Origin of the sequence: Lactobacillus sp. ESL0225, from assembly GCF_003692905.1 — a bacterium.
GTDB classification, from domain to species: Bacteria; Bacillota; Bacilli; order Lactobacillales; family Lactobacillaceae; genus Lactobacillus; species Lactobacillus bombicola.
Genome location: NZ_REHK01000008.1, coordinates 1 through 17,714, shown reverse-complemented (window position 1 = coordinate 17,714; position 17,714 = coordinate 1). Strand labels below are relative to the sequence as shown.

At 34.8% G+C, this 17,714-nt stretch carries 17 protein-coding genes and 1 pseudogene; 15 read left to right on the top strand and 3 right to left on the bottom strand.

The window, feature by feature from the left end:
• The first annotated feature begins 2 nt into the window (after nucleotides 1-2).
• Both ftsY and F5ESL0225_RS04915 read left to right on the top strand, forming a co-directional pair.
• The gene (gene ftsY, locus F5ESL0225_RS04920; protein WP_122047991.1) at nucleotides 3-1,250 is read left to right on the top strand and encodes a signal recognition particle-docking protein FtsY; all 1,248 of its coding nucleotides are present in this window, start codon (nucleotides 3-5) and stop codon (nucleotides 1,248-1,250) included.
• A gap of 25 nt (nucleotides 1,251-1,275) precedes the next feature.
• Nucleotides 1,276-2,700: a C69 family dipeptidase gene (locus F5ESL0225_RS04915; RefSeq protein ID WP_122021872.1), complete on the top strand. Its 1,425-nt coding sequence runs from the start codon at nucleotides 1,276-1,278 to the stop codon at nucleotides 2,698-2,700.
• A 142-nt stretch (nucleotides 2,701-2,842) separates the two neighbouring features.
• Here the strand turns inward: F5ESL0225_RS04915 and F5ESL0225_RS04910 are convergent, their stop codons facing one another.
• Nucleotides 2,843-4,270: an APC family permease gene (locus F5ESL0225_RS04910; protein WP_199692502.1), complete on the bottom strand. Its 1,428-nt coding sequence runs from the start codon at nucleotides 4,268-4,270 to the stop codon at nucleotides 2,843-2,845.
• A gap of 270 nt (nucleotides 4,271-4,540) precedes the next feature.
• On the opposite strand from F5ESL0225_RS04910, the gene ylxM reads away from it, so the two are divergent.
• The 7 genes from ylxM to F5ESL0225_RS04875 all read left to right on the top strand — a co-directional run bounded on the left by ylxM (nucleotide 4,541) and on the right by F5ESL0225_RS04875 (nucleotide 9,286).
• Nucleotides 4,541-4,882 (top strand): YlxM family DNA-binding protein, encoded by a 342-nt coding sequence (gene ylxM, locus F5ESL0225_RS04905; RefSeq protein WP_122021871.1) that lies wholly within the window; start codon nucleotides 4,541-4,543, stop codon nucleotides 4,880-4,882.
• Between the two features lie 3 nt (nucleotides 4,883-4,885).
• Entirely contained in the window at nucleotides 4,886-6,313 is a 1,428-nt protein-coding gene (gene ffh / locus F5ESL0225_RS04900; RefSeq protein ID WP_122021870.1) for a signal recognition particle protein, read from the top strand.
• 82 nt (nucleotides 6,314-6,395) lie between these two features.
• Nucleotides 6,396-6,668 (top strand): 30S ribosomal protein S16, encoded by a 273-nt coding sequence (gene rpsP / locus F5ESL0225_RS04895; protein WP_090092711.1) that lies wholly within the window; start codon nucleotides 6,396-6,398, stop codon nucleotides 6,666-6,668.
• A gap of 69 nt (nucleotides 6,669-6,737) precedes the next feature.
• Entirely contained in the window at nucleotides 6,738-7,253 is a 516-nt protein-coding gene (rimM, locus tag F5ESL0225_RS04890; protein WP_122021869.1) for a ribosome maturation factor RimM, read from the top strand.
• Nucleotides 7,243-7,968: a tRNA (guanosine(37)-N1)-methyltransferase TrmD gene (trmD, locus tag F5ESL0225_RS04885; protein ID WP_118896262.1), complete on the top strand. Its 726-nt coding sequence runs from the start codon at nucleotides 7,243-7,245 to the stop codon at nucleotides 7,966-7,968. The genes rimM and trmD overlap by 11 nt, the downstream gene beginning before the upstream one ends.
• A gap of 111 nt (nucleotides 7,969-8,079) precedes the next feature.
• On the top strand, nucleotides 8,080-8,427 hold the full coding sequence (gene rplS / locus F5ESL0225_RS04880; RefSeq protein WP_090092706.1) for a 50S ribosomal protein L19: 348 nt from the start codon (nucleotides 8,080-8,082) through the stop codon (nucleotides 8,425-8,427).
• A gap of 94 nt (nucleotides 8,428-8,521) precedes the next feature.
• Nucleotides 8,522-9,286 (top strand): nucleoside phosphorylase, encoded by a 765-nt coding sequence (locus F5ESL0225_RS04875; RefSeq protein WP_122021868.1) that lies wholly within the window; start codon nucleotides 8,522-8,524, stop codon nucleotides 9,284-9,286.
• Nucleotides 9,287-9,545: 259 nt separating this feature from the next.
• Here F5ESL0225_RS04875 and lexA read toward each other — a convergent pair whose 3' ends face one another.
• Complete coding sequence (gene lexA, locus F5ESL0225_RS04870; RefSeq protein WP_090092703.1) at nucleotides 9,546-10,169, bottom strand: transcriptional repressor LexA; 624 nt, start codon at nucleotides 10,167-10,169, stop codon at nucleotides 9,546-9,548.
• Between the two features lie 146 nt (nucleotides 10,170-10,315).
• Here lexA and F5ESL0225_RS04865 point away from each other — a divergent pair, with 146 nt between their 5' ends.
• The 4 genes from F5ESL0225_RS04865 to F5ESL0225_RS04850 all read left to right on the top strand — a co-directional run bounded on the left by F5ESL0225_RS04865 (nucleotide 10,316) and on the right by F5ESL0225_RS04850 (nucleotide 14,471).
• Complete coding sequence (locus F5ESL0225_RS04865) at nucleotides 10,316-10,564, top strand: DUF896 domain-containing protein (RefSeq protein ID WP_122024738.1); 249 nt, start codon at nucleotides 10,316-10,318, stop codon at nucleotides 10,562-10,564.
• A 69-nt stretch (nucleotides 10,565-10,633) separates the two neighbouring features.
• Nucleotides 10,634-10,849: a YneF family protein gene (locus tag F5ESL0225_RS04860; protein ID WP_090092700.1), complete on the top strand. Its 216-nt coding sequence runs from the start codon at nucleotides 10,634-10,636 to the stop codon at nucleotides 10,847-10,849.
• A 69-nt stretch (nucleotides 10,850-10,918) separates the two neighbouring features.
• Nucleotides 10,919-12,673: an ABC transporter ATP-binding protein gene (locus tag F5ESL0225_RS04855; protein ID WP_122047990.1), complete on the top strand. Its 1,755-nt coding sequence runs from the start codon at nucleotides 10,919-10,921 to the stop codon at nucleotides 12,671-12,673.
• A gap of 1 nt (nucleotide 12,674) precedes the next feature.
• Complete coding sequence (locus tag F5ESL0225_RS04850; protein ID WP_122048056.1) at nucleotides 12,675-14,471, top strand: ABC transporter ATP-binding protein; 1,797 nt, start codon at nucleotides 12,675-12,677, stop codon at nucleotides 14,469-14,471.
• Nucleotides 14,472-14,508: 37 nt separating this feature from the next.
• On the opposite strand, the gene F5ESL0225_RS04845 is transcribed toward F5ESL0225_RS04850, so the two are convergent.
• Entirely contained in the window at nucleotides 14,509-15,606 is a 1,098-nt protein-coding gene (locus tag F5ESL0225_RS04845; protein ID WP_122047989.1) for a GntR family transcriptional regulator, read from the bottom strand.
• A 377-nt stretch (nucleotides 15,607-15,983) separates the two neighbouring features.
• On the opposite strand from F5ESL0225_RS04845, the gene F5ESL0225_RS04840 reads away from it, so the two are divergent.
• Nucleotides 15,984-17,585 carry a xylulokinase gene (locus F5ESL0225_RS04840; protein ID WP_122047988.1) on the top strand — a complete coding sequence of 534 codons (1,602 nt, stop codon included), beginning with the start codon at nucleotides 15,984-15,986 and terminating at the stop codon, nucleotides 17,583-17,585.
• Nucleotides 17,586-17,588: 3 nt separating this feature from the next.
• Nucleotides 17,589-17,714 (top strand): annotated as a pseudogene (gene araD / locus F5ESL0225_RS04835) (L-ribulose-5-phosphate 4-epimerase); the annotation flags it as partial.

Below are 17,714 nucleotides of genomic sequence, written 5' to 3'. Positions count from 1 at the left end.
GATTGGGATTATTCAATAAAATCAAAGAGTCACTATTTGGTAATAATGATAATGAAAAAAATAAAGAAAAGCCGACTAATACGGTAGTAGATGTTGAAACTGATGATGCTTTGTCATCTGTAAATGATGATCAAGCTAAACAAGCTCTTGATAACGAAAAGAAAAAGGTAAATGCAAAAAAAGAAGCTGATTTTAAAACAGCTACTGCTATTTCAGACTCAGCGGTAAAAGATAGTACAATTACAACAGAAACGGATGCTGAAGCAAATATTGATTCGAGCGCGGCACAAGCACCAGCAAGTGAATATAACGCTGCTAATAATGCTGACTTATACGAAAAGGGACTTGAAAAGACTAACAAAGGTTTTGGTGCGCGGTTAAATAAATTTTTTGCTCAATTTCGAACTGTAGATGAAGATTTTTTTGATGATTTAGAAGAACTATTAATCGAATCGGATGTGGGCTATGAAACAGCTGAAAATCTAACAAATGAGTTGCGTGATGAAGCAAAATTACAAAAAGCTAAATCACGTGATGATTTAAAGAAAGTAATTGTTGAGAAGTTAGTCGATCTTTATGACCAAAATGGTGATAGCGAAAATGAGCAGTTACGTGTACACGATGATGGACAACTTAACATTTATCTTTTTGTTGGTGTAAATGGTGCAGGAAAAACTACTACCATTGGTAAATTAGCTAAGCGCTTCAAAGACGAGGGCAAAACAGTTGTACTAGCTGCTGCTGATACTTTTAGGGCAGGTGCTGTTGAGCAACTTGTCGAATGGGGCAAACGAGTTGATGCGCCAGTTGTAACCGGTAAAGATCAAGCTGATCCTGCTTCGGTAGTCTTTGACGCAACTGCAAAAGCAATTAAAGAGCAAGCAGACTATTTGTTGGTTGATACGGCGGGGCGTCTACAAAATAAGAAGAATCTGATGAATGAGCTAGAAAAAATTGAACGGACTATAAAAAAGTTAGCGCCTAATGAACCAACTGAAACTTTACTAGTTTTAGATGGCTCAACTGGACAAAATGCACTTTTGCAGGCAAAAGATTTTGATAAAACGACTAAATTAACAGGTTTAGTTTTAACTAAGTTAGATGGTTCATCTAAAGGGGGAGTAGTGTTAGCAATTAGAAATGAAATGAAATTACCGGTTAAACTAGTTGGCCTAGGAGAAAAAGCTAGTGACTTAGCAGATTTTGATGCCGCTAATTATGCGGTTGGACTTTTCCATGACTTAGTTTAAGATAGAATAAAAAAGGAGATATTTTATGAAAGAATATAGCGCTTGTACAACAATTTTAGTTGGTAAAAAGGCATCTGTTGATGGATCAACCATGATTGCTAGAAATGATGATACTTTTAGGCCAATTACCCCTCAGAAATTTATCATTGAACCAGCTGCTAAAAAAGAAAAGGGACGCAAGATTAAGTCATGGCTTAATAATTTTGCAATGGATTTGCCAGAAGATGCTCAAGCTGTACCAGCGGTTCCTAACGTGGATTATAAAAATCGTGGCTATTATGATGAAAGTGGTATTAACCAAGAAAATGTAGCAATGTCATGTACTGAATCAACCTATGGTAACGAACGCGCACTAGCCTTTGATCCATTAGTGAAGGATGGTCTTGATGAAGACTGTATGCAAACGGTTGTTTTACCTTATATTCATTCTGCTAGAAATGGAGTTGAATATTTAGGTAAATTAATTAAAAAATACGGCTCACCAGCCGGTAACTCAGTTTTATTTGGTGACAAAGATGAAATCTGGTATATGGAAATTGTTACTGGTCACCATTGGGTAGCCCAAAGAATTCCAGATGATGCTTATGCAGTTGCTGCTAACCGAGTTTCGATTGAACAAGTTGATTTTAATGATTCAGATAATTTTATGTGGAGTGAAGGCATTCAAGATTTTGTTACTAAGTACCACTTAAATGTTGATCACGAGGGTTGGAATTTCCGCCATATATTTGGTACATACAGCCAACAAGATCGCTACTATAACACTAACCGCGTTTGGTATGGACAGAAGTATTTTAATCCTGAAATTGAGCAAGATCCAACAGATGGTGATTTGCCATTTATTCGTCGCGCTACGAAAAAGATTACGCGTGAAGATATTGAATTTGTTTTGGGGAGTCATTATCAAAATACACCTTTTGATCCTTTTGGTAAGGGAACAGAAGAAGAAAAGCATCGTTTTCGTCCAATTGGGTTAAATAGAACCCAAAACGCGCATATTTTACAAATAAGAAATGATGTCCCAGCTGATAAAGCAGCAATTATGTGGCTATGTATTGGTGGACCAACTTTCACACCATTTGTGCCATTCTTTGCGAATATGAATGACACGGATCCATCATATAGCAATACTTCAATGGAATATAACATGAATGATGCATGGTGGTATTACAAATCTCTAGCAGTATTAGTAGAAAGTCACTATCCGCAATTTGTTCAATTAGATACTGACTATTTGAAGGAATTGAATCAATACTATCGCAGTCGTGTTAATGAAGTTATTATTGGTGCAGCTAATAAAAAGGGTGTAGAATTAACTGATTATTTGACTAAGGCTAATCAAGAAACAGTTGCCTATACGCGAAAGCAATCAGAAAAATTATGGGGTCAAATGATGATTGATTCCATCAATATGTCAAAATTGACTTTTAATATGGATGCTAATTTATAATTGATTTATTAGATTGGTGAAATTTAATAATTATAATAGTCTGCTGTTGCTAACTTAAGTACGATATTTAAATAATCCAGGATTATTCTGGGTTATTTTTTTATTTAAAAAAAGCTCTAACCTTTACGATTAGAGCTACTAATTATTTTCTTGCGGTAATAGTTGAATGATGAATACCATATAGGTAGTAGATTAATATACCAACAACTGTCCAAATCAGCATATATTGCTTTGCTTCATTATCTAAACCTAAAAATACAACGAGTGAGCCACTAAATGCTAAAAAAGGTAGTACGGGATAAAATGGCATCTTAAAAGATGGTTCAGCAATATCTTGACCTTCTCTTGGTCGCAATTTATATATACCAATTGAAACAAACATAAAGGCAATTAACGTACCAGCGGAAACTAACTGTGTTAAAAATGAAAATGGGATAAATGCAGAAATAATAATTGCTACTAGCGACACTACCCAGAGTGAACTGGCAGGGCGATGATCTTTGTTTAATTTTCCTAATTTTTTAGGTAACATTCCATCCCGGCCAAAAGAGTATACTAACCGCGAACTTGCCATGCAAAGACCAATTAAAGCTGTAAACATCCCTAGAATTGCAATTGATTGCACAATAAGGGCAATTGTCGTATGACCAGTTTGACGTAAGGCATAACCGACTGGTTCGGCCGAGTTTAAGTACTTCTGATAAGGTACCATTCCTACTAATACTAGACTTACAGCAATAAATAACCCGACTGCTATTAATAAGGAGCCAATGATACCCCGAGGCATAGTCTTTTGAGGATTAACAGCTTCGGCGGAATTTGAAGCAATAGCATCAAAGCCCAAAAAAGATATATAGATCATTGATACTCCAGCATAAATTCCTTGCCAACCTCCAAATGGGCCATGAGCTGTCATACGATAATGTGGAATAAATGGCATAAAATTAGCTTTTCTAACCACAGTTAAACCGACAAAAACAAATAATAAAATTGCCAGTACTTTAACCACTACTAAGACATTTTCGACTTTTGATGCTTTTGATACCCCAAAACTAACTAAAATAGCCGATAGCAAAATGGCAACCAAAGCCACTAAGTCAAATATTCCACCCTTAACTCCTAGTGGATTGGCTAAGGCAGTAGGTAATTTCCAGCCCAGTGGAGTAACCAGTGCGCGTAAATTAGCTGATAGGCCCGAGCTAATAAAAGCCATACCGATTAAGTATTCTGCTAAGAGCGCCCAGCCTGAGATCCACCCCCAGAATTCCCCAAAAATGACATTAATCCATGAATAAACAGAACCTGCAAAAGGCATTGCTGCTGCCATTTCCGCGTAAGCAAAAGCGACTAAACCAGCAACAATGGCTGCTAACAAGCAAGAAATAGCAACAGCAGGTCCTGTATGTAGAGCAGCTACTTCTCCTGGTAAAGTAAAAATAGAAGTTGATACGATTGTTCCTACCCCAAGAGCAAGAAAATCGCGTACCTTTAAAGTTCTAACTAGTTGGCCATCTTTTTGTTGATAGATACTAGGATCTTCTTTTCGGTTCATTGTTTTCCATAAATTCAATTTCATTTCTCCTTGATTTTAATAAAACAATATCTGCACTATTACGAGTGAAATAAGCGTATTAGCACTGCAAATTGTATAAATAAAAAAGGGTACTAAGTTCAGCATGACTAAGCACCATCAATAAATTAATCTCTAATTATACTAGTGGTAATCATACCTATATTTAGCTTGAAAATCAAGTTTTGCCAAGTTTGACTTTACTAAATATAACTTTCAAGATCGTCATTTAACGGCATTTTTGCTATACTAATTCAAGGTGAAAAAGTAATGGATGAACTAGAAAAAAACGAAACAATAGGTGATTTATATGCCTATTATGGTAAGCTTTTAACAAAAAGTCAGCAGAATTATTTTGAAGATTATTATTACAATGATCTTTCTTTGAGTGAAATTGCGGCTAACCACCAGGTTTCGCGCCAGGCAGTTTATGATAATTTGCGGCGATGTCGCAAGCTTTTGTTTAACTATGAAGAAAAATTGCAAATGCAAAAAGAATATAATGAAATTGAGCAGGCATTAGCTAATCTTAGTGAGATTGTTAAGCAAAAAAAGCAGGACCAAGCTTTAAGTTTAATCAATGATTTATTAGCAAAAATGAGAGGAGAATAATTCATGGCCTTTGAAAATTTAAGCGAACGAATTCAAAAAGCATTACGTAATTTAACCGGTAAAGGTAAAATTTCAGAAGAAGACATTAATGCAGCGAGTAGAGAGATTAGACTAGCTTTACTTGAAGCTGATGTTAATTTTAAAGTAGTAAAAGATTTTATTAAAAAAATCAAAAAAGAAGCGCTAGGTAAAGAAGTTCAAGAGAGTCTAAATCCAGGGCAACAAGTCATAAAAATAGTTAATGATGAATTGACCAAGATGATGGGTTCAAGTGCAACTATTCTGAATAAATCAAAGCATATTCCTACAATAATTATGATGGTTGGTTTACAGGGTACTGGTAAAACAACTACGGTTGGTAAATTAGCTAATCAACTAATTGAAAAAGAAAAAGCGCGGCCATTACTCATTGCTGGTGATATTTACCGTCCAGCAGCTATCGAACAATTGCAACAAATTGGTGCTGATTTAAAAGTACCAGTTTATAGTGAACAGGATCAATCAGATGTAGCACAAATTGTCGCAAATGGATTGAAACAAGCAGAGCAAAACAAGAACGACTATGTGATTATCGATACTGCTGGTAGGTTGGAAATTGATGAGCCCTTAATGGAGGAGCTTGAACAAGTAAAAGAAATTGCCCAACCAGATAATATTTTGCTAGTTGTCGATGCAATGACGGGGCAAGTTGCTACTGATGTGGCAGCCGGATTTGATAATCGGCTTGATATTACCGGCATTATTTTAACTAAGCTTGATGGAGATACCCGAGGTGGAGCGGCGCTTTCAATCAGAGCGGTGACTGGTAAGCCGATTATTTATACTGGACAGGGTGAAAAATTAACTGATTTAGAACAGTTTTATCCAGATCGGATGGCCTCACGAATCTTGGGAATGGGTGATATGCTCACTTTAATTGAGAAAGCCCAGCAAGACTATGATGCCAAAAAAGCAGCAGCTGTTGCAGCAAAAATGAAAGAAAATACTTTTGATTTCAATGATTTTGTTGATCAATTGGAGCAAGTTGAAAAGATGGGGCCGCTTGATCAAATAGTCAAAATGATTCCAGGAATGGCTAATAATCCGCAATTAAAGAATATGAATTTTGATAAGAAGCAAATTGTTTATGTTAAAGCAATTATTTCTTCAATGACTCAAGCAGAACGTGAAAATCCAGAATTACTTAACCCCAGTCGCAGAAGAAGAATTGCTGCCGGCTCTGGTCGTCCGATTGTAGAAGTAAATCGAATGATTAAGCAATTCAAACAAGCTCGCGAGATGATGAGTAAAATTACTAATGGTAATTTTAAAGGGATGGAAAATTTACCTGGGATGAATTCACCGATGGGACGCATGGCTATGAGACACATGGGTAAAAAGTTTAAAAAAAATAAAAAGAAACGAATGAAAGTTAAGCGCTACCATTCTTAATCAATATGTTAAGGAAAAACACTTTACACTTTTTCAAAAAAGTGCTATATTATAATCCGTAACTTTTAGGAGGAATAAATTTATGTCAGTTAAAATTCGTATGCGCCGTATGGGTGCTAAAAGAAAGCCTTTTTATAGAATAGTTGTTGCAGATTCAAGAATGCCACGTGATGGCCGTTTTATTGAAGAAGTAGGTTACTACAATCCTGTTTCAGAACCAAAAGAATTGAAACTTGACGAGGATAAGATTTTTGAATGGCTAAAGAAGGGTGCACAACCTTCTGACACAGTTCGTTCACTACTTTCAAGTGCCGGTTTAATGAAGAAGTTGCATGATTCAAAATTCAATAAATAATGAATTTGCCGGTTAAAAGTTTGAGGCCTCTTATGCTTCAAACTTTTTTCTTTTGAGTTAGGAGAAAAAATGCAATTTTACGATGTTGCAAAAATTTTAACTACCCATGGCTTAGCGGGAGAACTTAAAATCGCTTTAATTACCGATTTTCCGCAGGAACGTTTTGTTGCGGGCAATAAATTATCCCTAAAAAATGACACTGATAGAACTTTAACAGTTAAAACTGCCAGACCATTTAAGCAATTTTGGCTAGTTCAATTTACCGAAATTGATACAATTGAAGTCGCAAAGCAGTTAATGGGTAAAATATTGGTAGTGAGTGAGCTTAATCAGCATCAACTACCTCCAGGTACATATTATTATCGTGATATTTTAGGTTGCCGTGTGCTTGATAATTTAACTGGTAATGATTTGGGGCAAATTACTGGCATTGAAGCCCCTGGTGCTAATGATGTGTGGGAAGTTACTGAAGATTCTGGGAATGAATACCTGCTTCCTTATATTGATGAAGTAGTTAAACAAGTCGATATTACCAATAAAAGAGTTTATGTTGAGTTACTGGAGGGTTTGCGCGATGCAGATTAACGTATTGACTCTTTTTCCAGATATGTTCACGCCTTTACAAACTTCGATGCTTGGTCGCGGACTTGAGGACAATAAGTGGCAATTAAATTTAGTCAATTTTCGTGATTTTACAGCTGATGTTCACCATCATGTTGATGATGCACCATATGGTGGTGGCGCCGGAATGGTCCTACAGATTATGCCAATTAAAAGGGCACTTGATTCCTTAAAAAACAAAGGGAAAGTAATCATTACAGCTCCGCAAGGAAAGATTTTTAATCAACAAGTTGCTCAAAATTGGGCACGTGAAGAAAATTTGACCTTTATTTGTGGTCATTATGAAGGTTTTGATCAACGGGTTTATGATATGGCTGATGAAGTTGTTTCAATTGGTGACTATGTTTTAACTGGTGGGGAACTGCCAACGATGAGTATGATTGATGCAACTATTCGCTTGTTACCTGGTATTTTAGGTAATGCTGCTTCACCTATTGATGAAAGTTTTTCTCATGGATTATTGGAGTACCCACAATATACCAGACCTGAAAATTTTGAAGGCATGAAAGTACCGGCAGTTTTAACTTCTGGTAACCATCAAAAAATTGCTGAATGGCGGCATAAAGAAGCGTTGAAAGTGACATATCTTAAAAGGCCGGACTTGCTTGAAAAATATGTTATGACTACAGCTGAAAAAAAGATGTTAAGTGAAATTAAAGCTGAAATTAACAAAGCTTGATTTGCAATCAAGAATTTGCTAAGATAGTTCAGGTGCTATACGGGCACTAATAATTAGGGGTGTTCCGCTGGCGGAAGTAACGTTAATGAATGCCGAAGAAGGAGAAAAACAATGGATCCATTAATTCAAGAATTAACTAAAGAGCAATTACGTGATGATATTCCTGATTTTCGTGCAGGTGACACTATCCGTGTTCATGTACGTGTTGTTGAAGGTAGTCATGAACGTATTCAGATGTTTGAAGGTGTTGTAATTAAGCGTAAAGGCGCTGGTATTGCAGCTGCTTACACTGTTCGTAAGATTGCTTCTGGTGTTGGTGTTGAACGTACCTTCCCAGTTAATGATCCACGTGTGGCTAAAGTTGAAGTATTGCGTCATGGTCGTGTACGTCGTGCTAAGCTTTACTACTTACGTGAACGTCATGGTAAGTCTGCAAGAATTGCTGAGAAGCGTCGTTAATCAAATAAAAAGTAGAACTATCTTTTTAATAAGGACAGTTCTATTTTTTTATGTTAAAATACCAGCAATCTTATTTTAGCTAGGAGGTTTTAAAGTGCAACGGCCTTTTTTATTAGATTTTGACGCAAATCGAAACGCAGTATTAGAGCCAGACCATGAAAGAAGTAAAGTGAATTATCACTTTCACCGAAAATTGTTATTTGCATTTATTACAAATGATGCAATAAAACGATTTTTAATAGTATATCCGCATCGTTTAATAGGACAATTTGATTGCTTTGAAGGTAAAACCCCCATTTATGAAGTTGAAATTGGTCAAGAGAAAATCACATTTTGTCAAGCCAAACTTGGTGCTGCAGCTGCCACTGAATTACTTGATTGGCTAATTAGTTATGGGGTTAAGCAAATATTAACGATTGGCTCGGCTGGAACATTGGTTGACCTGCCAGAAGGTTATTTTTTATTACCAACTAAGGCAATTAGAGATGAAGGTACTTCATTTCATTATATAAAAGCCAGCAACTTTGTTGACTTAAACTCAGCTTATTTAAGCCGAATTGAATTTTTAATGAAACGAAATGGTTTAAAAGCTAAGAAAGTTTTAACCTGGACAACTGATGGTTTTTTCAGAGAAACTGCTCAAAAAGTTCAACAATTTAGAAAACTTGGTGCTGCTTGTGTTGAAATGGAGTGTGCAGCCATGGCTGCATGTGCACAATTTCGCCGAGTTGATTTTGCGCAAATCTTATTTACGGCAGATTCATTAAGTAATATTGAATGTCACAATGATAGGGGCTGGGGGCTGGATACTCATGAAACCGCCCTCACCTTAGCGGCTAAAATAATTGCTGAAGTTTAAACATACTTTGTGAAAAATATGGTTGTGAAACCTATATGAAACATTGACGTATTTCACAAAATAAAATAAATAAGTTGATATTAAAGCATTTATCAAAAAAATAACGCCAAAACTTTGTGAATGGAATAAATCTAATAGATGTGGAAAATTAGCATTGCTTTTTGTTATCGGACTTTTTTATAAAAAAACTACAAATATCAATTTAATTGCAGTTAGATATTTGTAGTTAAAAGTTATTAATCAGGCTTTTTTAGCCAATTTAGAAAATGTTATTGCGATAAAGTCCAACCACTTTACCTAATATTTGCACTTTATCTAAAATAATTGGTGCCATATTGTCATTTTCAGGTTGAAGACGATAATGATCTTTTTCTTTATAAAAGCGTTTAACGGTTGCTTCATTTTCATCGGTCATAGCAACTACTATTTCACCATTAATTGCTGAACTTTGCTTGCGAACAATAACATTGTCACCGTTTAAAATGCCAGCATTAATCATACTTTCACCATGAATTTTTAGCATAAATAGGTTATCTGAATCATTAGCCAAATCTGGCGGAAGAGGAAAATAATCTTCGATATCTTCAACTGCTAAAATTGGTTCACCAGCGGTTACCACACCAACTATTGGAATTTCAGTAGCTTTAATGCCCAAAACTTTTTTGCCTTGAGCGGTTACTTCTAAGGCACGTGGTTTAGTAGCATCTTTAAGCAGAAGTCCTTTTCGTTCAAGTCGTGTTAAGTGACCATGAACAGTTGAAGTAGATGATAGTCCTACTTCATGGCAAATTTCGCGCACAGTAGGTGGGAAGCCACGCTTTTGTACAGTATCATAGATATATTGGAGAATTTGCAGTTGTTTAGGATTTTGCTTGGTAGTCATAAATACGCTCCTATAGTAATGACAATTATCTTAAGTTAAGTTTATTTTAGCAGATATTATAGCTATATGCAAACAAATGTTCTAAAAGCTTAGACTTTTTTTATAGTTAAAAATAAGGTAGACTTTTTTATTGAGAGGTGCAAAGAATGACAAAAGACAAAGAAAAAAAGATGGTTGACCGAATCAATGAACTTTATCATAAGAAAAAGGCTGAGGGTCTAACTGCTGAGGAAGAAAAAGAACGAGAAAAATTACACCAAGAATTTATCAAAAACTTTCGGGCCAGTTTTAAGCAAGATGTTGAAAATTTGGTAATACTTGATAAAGATGGTAAAGAAATTACTTCTGAAAAAGCTAAAGCGATTCAACGGAAAAAAGGTTTAAGAAAAAATTAACTTTAGCCTTTAATTTTAAATGATTTTTAGGTAAGATATATTTATTGGACAAATTGAGGTGACTGTTTTATGAATTTAGGGTTAGAAATTTTTTTAATTATTATTGCACTACTAATTGGTCTTGTAGGAGGCTTCTATGGTGCAAGAACTTATATGAAGAAATATTTTAAAGATAATCCACCAATCAGTGAAGATATGATTGTTGCCATGATGTCACAAATGGGACAGAAACCTTCGGCTAAGAAGGTCAACCAAGTAATGAACATGATGAAACATCAAAAATAAATAATTTTACTAGATTGAAAAAGACGGGGTTTATCTCCGTCTTTTTGTATAAATAAAGTTAGGTGAATAATGAGTATATTTTATAAATTAAGTTGGTTCTTTAAACAGGAGAAAAAAAGGTATCTCATCGGTATCACATTTTTAATACTAACATCTTTTGTCAATTTAGTCCCACCACGTATTTTAGGCTTAATGGCTGATCAATTAAATCAAGGACATATTTCTTGGAGTGAATATACCTTACTGATTTTGACAATTATTATTGCTGCTTTATTATTATATAGTTTTCGCTACTTTTGGCGAAAGCAAATCTGGGGTGGTGCTGCAGAACTCGAGTTACAATTACGGTCAAAGCTATTTCGTCATTTTATGGAAATGGATCGGACTTTTTATCAAAGACATCGAACTGGTGATTTGATGGCTCATGCTACTAATGATGTTTCGGCAGTGCAAGAAGTAGCAGGTGAGGGGGTACTGACCCTAGTCGATTCTTTGGTCATGGGCTTATCTACTATAGTTGCTATGGTGATTTTTGTAAACTGGCGTTTGACAATAGTTGCTTTATTACCCTTACCATTTTTAGCTGTCGGGGCTTGGAAGTTAGGTGATAAACTACATGACTCGTTTGATAAATCTCAAGCAGCTTTTTCCCGTTTAAATAATAAGACGCAAGAATCAGTTTCTGGAATAAAAGTAATAAAAACTTTCGGTCAAGGAAAAGCTGATGCGGCAGCATTTAATGCTATGGTTGCTGATACAATTCAAATTAATAAACAAGTATTTAAGTGGGATTCAATGTTTGATCCCTTAAGTACCTTACTGATTGGCTTAACTTATGCTATAACTATCATTTATGGTGGGCTAATGGTGGTTAATCATTCATTATCAGTTGGTCAGCTAGTTTCCTTTATTGCTTATATTGGCAATATGGTTTGGCCCATGTTTGCAATTGGCTACCTTTTTAATATTTTAGAACGTGGCAGTGCTAGTTATGATCGGATTGAAAAATTACTAGCTGAAAAGCCTGAGATTACAGATGATAAGGCTGACCCAAATTTATCTGCGACTGATATTACTGGCGATTTAGTATATCATATTAATTCTTTTGCCTATCCTGATGAACCTAATCTCCCCGTACTACATCATATTAATTTCACTTTAAAGACTGGGCAAACATTAGGTTTAGTCGGTAAAGTTGGAGCTGGTAAAACTTCAATCATTCAACTGCTTTTACGGGAATTTGATAAGTACGATGGTCAAATTACATTGAATGGTTTAGATATTCGGCAAATTCCGTTAGAACTTTTATTAAAACAAATTTCTTACGTTCCACAGAATAATTATTTGTTTTCAACTAATATTCAAAATAATATTTCTTTTGCAAAAACGAACGCACAAAAAGCAGAAATTATTTCGGCTGCAAAAAAGAGTGATTTACATGAAGATATTATGCAAATGCCAAGAGATTATCAAACTTTGGTAGGGGAAAATGGTATTTCGCTTTCTGGAGGACAAAAGCAACGAATGTCAATTGCACGTGCTTTGGTTAAAAAAAGTCAAATATTAATTTTGGATGATGCTTTATCGGCCGTTGATGCCAGAACTGAGCTGGCAATTTTAAAGTCTTTAAATCAAGAACGCAAAGACAAGACAACAGTGATTGCAACTCATCGCTTAACTTCAGTAATGCATGCTAACCTGATTTTAGTATTAAAAGATGGTCAAATTGTTGAGCGTGGAACTCATGACCAGTTATTAGCTGCTCATGGTTGGTATGCAGATATGTGGCAAAAACAAGAATTAGAAGAAAAGGTTGGTGAATAGTGTGGACGAACAAGAGACGAATCAATCTGTTTGGGCTCAAGAAATTCCGGTTAAAGAACAGTTAAAAATATTAAAACGATTACTTGGTTTTGTTTGGCGTTTTAAAAATGAAATTATTGTTGCTGGGATTGGTGCTTTTTTAGTTAGTGCAATTAATATGTTGTTACCCTATGGATTACAGTTCTTTCTGGATAACTATCTAGTAAAAGCAGATGTTACAACACAGGTGATTATTTTTGCTGGTATATTATACGCTTTAGGCTCTATCATTAAGGCAATATTGCAGTTTACTTATGAATATTTTTTTGCTTTAGGGTCAGAAAAATCATTAGAAGCTTTACGAACAGATCTTTATCAAAAATTGCATACTTTAGGAATGCGTTATTTTGATCAAACTCCTGCAGGCTCCATTGTGTCACGCGTAACCAATGATACAATGACTTTGAGCAACTTTCTGACAGTTTTAGCTAGTGTGGTTCTTTCATTTTTTTCAATTATTTCTGCTTTAATTGCCATGTTTTCGACGAATACATTAGCTGGTTTTATTGTCCTTGTTTTTCTACCAATTTTATTATTGATCATTTGGCAGTATTCAAAAAGAAGTTCCAAGCTGTATCGTAATTATCGGGAACGCTTAAGCAGGATTAATACAAATTTAAATGAATCAATTGAAGGTGTTTCTCTTATTCAACAGTTCAAACAGGAAGAGAGAATGAGCCATCATTTTGAACAAGAAAATTCTAATTTGATGAGAACTAGGTTCAGTATGATTACTCTTAATTCAATCTTACTTTCACCATTGACTAGTTTATTATATTCACTAGCCTTGGCATTGACGTTAATGTATTTTGGCTTTCCATTGCGGGAGACTTTTGTTCCAGCGGGAGTCGTTTATGCATTTTCGCAATATATTTCACAGTTTTTCAATCCAATAGCAACTTTAATGGATCAAATGACCTTTTTTCAGGATGGAATAGTTGCTGGTAAACGAATTTTCAAAATTTTAGATAATACTAATTATGAACCTGCGCAAAATGAACAATCAGGACTGACTATTAGGCAGGGGAAAATTGAATTTAAACATGTTAGTTTTTCTTATGATGGTCAAAATGAAATTTTACATGATATTTCTTTCACAGTTAATCCCGGAGAAACTTTAGGAATTGTTGGGCATACTGGATCAGGAAAAAGTTCAATTATTAATGTAATGATGCGTTTTTATGAATTTTATCAAGGTGAAATTTTAATTGATGGTGTAGATATTAGAAGGTATCCTAAAGCCGAACTTCGCCAGAAACTTGGACTTGTTTTACAAGAGCCGTTCATGTTTTATGGTGACATAAGTTCAAATATTAGATTATATAATGATAAAATTACAGACGACCAAATAAAAAAGGCGGCTAAAACCGTACAAGCAGATGATTTTATTAAAAAATTAAGTGGAGAATATCATGCAGAAGTTGGTGAAGGCGGTAGTGAATTTAGTCAAGGGCAGAGACAACTAATATCTTTTGCTAGGACTTTAGTTACAGATCCCAAAATTCTGGTTTTGGATGAAGCAACGGCAAATGTTGATACTGAAACTGAAACTTTGATTCAGAAGGGATTGAAAAGATTACGCCAAGGACGTACTACTTTAGCAATTGCTCATAGATTGTCTACAATTGTTGATGCTAATCAAATAATTGTACTTGACGACGGCAAAATTGTTGAACGTGGTACTCATGATGAATTAATTAATCAACATGGTTACTATTATAATCTGTACACGTTACAAAATAGACATAAGCAAAACTAAATAACTGTTTCAAAATCAAAAAGGCACTGATAATTTATCAGTGCCTTTTTGATTTCTTATTTTTAGGAGTGCAAACTGAATCACGTATTTGTAATTGTGGCTGATGCACAATTGAGGAAAATTTTTTACCTTTAATTAATGTTAGTATTCCCTTACCAGCTTCTTTTCCGACAAGAGTTCTTTGATAATTCATGGTGGTTAAACTAGGAGATAAATAAGTTGCAGAATCGAAATTATCAAAACCAACAACAGATATATCTTGCGGAATCTTGATATTTTTGTTTTTTAACTTATCAATAACTAAGACAGCAAGTTCGTCGTTATAACAGGCAATTGCTGTTGGCACTTGCTTACTTTTAAGATAAACATCAATTTTTTGACTAATAACTGAAAAGGAATCGTGGGAGTTATACATAATTAGATTACTATTAGTTAAATTGATATTACTAGATTGGTATGCTGCAATAAAACCTTGCATGCGTTCAACTCCTTGGCAATCATCAATTTGAAATATTCCAAGGATGCTTTCGTGTCCCTTTTTAAGTAAATAAGTAATTAACTCTTTTTCTGATGCTCGATCAGAATTAGTAATGGCAGGAAAATCGAACTCAGCATATTTAGCATTAATAAATAATAATGGGATTTTACTTTTAGCAATTCGTCTATAAATATCTGAATTTGGGCAAGGTTTGGCACTCTCACTTGGTTCAACTATTAGTCCAGCTACTTGGGAATCGAGCATTTTTATTAAATTAAATCGTTCTTTATCTGGATAATTATGAGTATTAGCTAGTAGCAAAGAATAACCAGCAGGCTCAATTACAGCATCAATTTGCGAGATGATTTTGGGAAAAATGTAATCTGCTATATGGGTGCAAATTAACCCAATTATTTTACTTTTTGGATTAGCTTGCCATTTTTTGTTCCAATCTTGGATATACATTCCGCTACCTTGAACTTTATAAATTAAATGTTCGTTTTGTAGTTCAATTAAAGCCTTCCGTACTGAATAACGTGTGGATTGGAAACGTTGCATTAATTCATTTTCAGTTGGTAATTTTTGATTGGTTTTGAAGCCCCCTAAAGTTATTTCATTCCTGAGGGTTTCCGTAATAGCGATATAATCACTTTTCACACTGATTCTCCTAATATTTATTCGAATAAATATTTGATAATAATAGATAATCTTTATTTTTTAACTAAGATAATATCATGAATAAATAAAAACCGCAAAATTTTTCACCTCAAAATACTGATATATAAGTAAAAATTAAGTTAATTGACATACTGGGGTAAACAATGAATTTTTTTTAATATTTTAGAAAAAAACATATAAAAAATTTTCTGAAGTAAAAATTAAGTAATATCAATAATTATAACCTATACAATAGTTAAAAATTATGCGAATGAATTTTTAAGGGTATTGAATACGATTAATAAAAAATATATTATGAAAGTGCTTTCTAGAAGGCAAACGTATAGAAAAATAAACCTAAGGAAAGAGGCTCTTAGATGACCATTGCTAAAATAGCACAACTAATTGAAAGTGGTCAAACAACGTTAGGGATTGAATTTGGCTCAACTCAGATTAAAGCTGTGTTAATTACACCAGACTTTCAGCCAATCGCTTCTGGTAGTTTTTTATGGGAAAACAGTTTACAAGATGGCATATGGACATATTCGCAAACAGAAATTTTAACAGGGCTAAAGCAAAGTTATGCACAATTAGCTGCTAATGTAAGTAGTAAATATCATGTTCCGATTAAAAAGCTTGCTTCAATTGGAATTAGTGCCATGATGCATGGCTATTTACCATTTGATCAAGCAGGTAAGTTATTAGTTCCGTTTAGAACATGGCGGAATACAATCACTAGCGATGCTGCTACTGAACTAACTGACTTATTTGATTTTAATATTCCTTTACGTTGGAGTATTGCACATTTATATCATGCAATTTTACATGATGAAGAACATGTTAAGCAGATTGCATATTTAACAACATTAGCTGGTTATGTCCATTGGCAGTTATCAGGTGAAAAAAATATTGGTGTAGGCGATGCTTCTGGAATGTTTCCAATTGATGCAGCTGGCCAATTTGATCAAAGTTGTTTAAAAAAATTTAATACTTTGAAAAAAGTTCAAAAATACCCATGGAAAATTGAAGAAATTCTACCGCATGTTTTAAAAGCCGGTGAAATTGCTGGGCATTTAAGTGATGAAGGTGCTCACCTGCTTGATCCAACAGGGACTTTGCAGCCTGGTAGCGTCATGGCACCACCAGAAGGTGATGCTGGAACTGGGATGATTAGTACCAATAGTGTTCGCTTACGAACGGGTAATATATCAGTTGGAACATCAGAATTTTCAATGGTTGTTTTGGAAAAGCCACTGAAAAAAGTACACCGTGATATTGATATTGTAACTACACCAACTGGCGCACCTGTTGCTATGGTCCATATTAATAATTGCTCATCTGATATTAATGCTTGGGCACAGGTCTTTAGTGAATTTGCGGCTCGATTGGGTAAAAATATCACTGCAGACCAGCTATATAGTAAGTTATTTTTAGATACTACCAAAGCTGATGCTGATGCTGGTGGTCTTGTAAATTACAGTTATCTTTCAGGTGAACCAATTACGCAAACGCAAGAGGGCAGGCCTCTCTTGCTTAGAACGCCAAGTAGTAATTTTACTCTAGCTAATTTGATGTTGGCTCAACTGTATTCAGCATTTGCTCCACTTAGAATTGGCATGGATATTCTTACTAAGGAAGAAGGAATCACGACTGATGTGATGATTGCTCAAGGTGGTCTTTTTAAAACACCAGTTGTGGGGCAACAAGTCTTATCTAATATGTTGAATTTACCAATTTCGATTATGACTAATGCTAGTGCTGGTGGTCCTTGGGGTATGGCAGTTTTAGCTCAATATGTGTTATCTGGTGCACAGGAATCGCTTGCAGATTATTTGGATGCAAAAGTATTTGTTAAATCTGAAATTATGACATTGAGCCCAGAGACTGAAGGTGTAAAGGGTGCTGAAAAATATCTTGCACGTTTTCGAAAGGCATTGCCTTTGGAAAATCAAGCAACTGTCTTAAAAGATGAGGAATGAGTAATGCTAGAAAAATTAAAACAAGAAGTTTATGAAGCAAATATGCAGTTACCCCAATTGGGCTTGGTAACCTTTACCTGGGGTAATGTTTCTGGAATTGACCGCCAGCAAGGCTTATATGTAATTAAA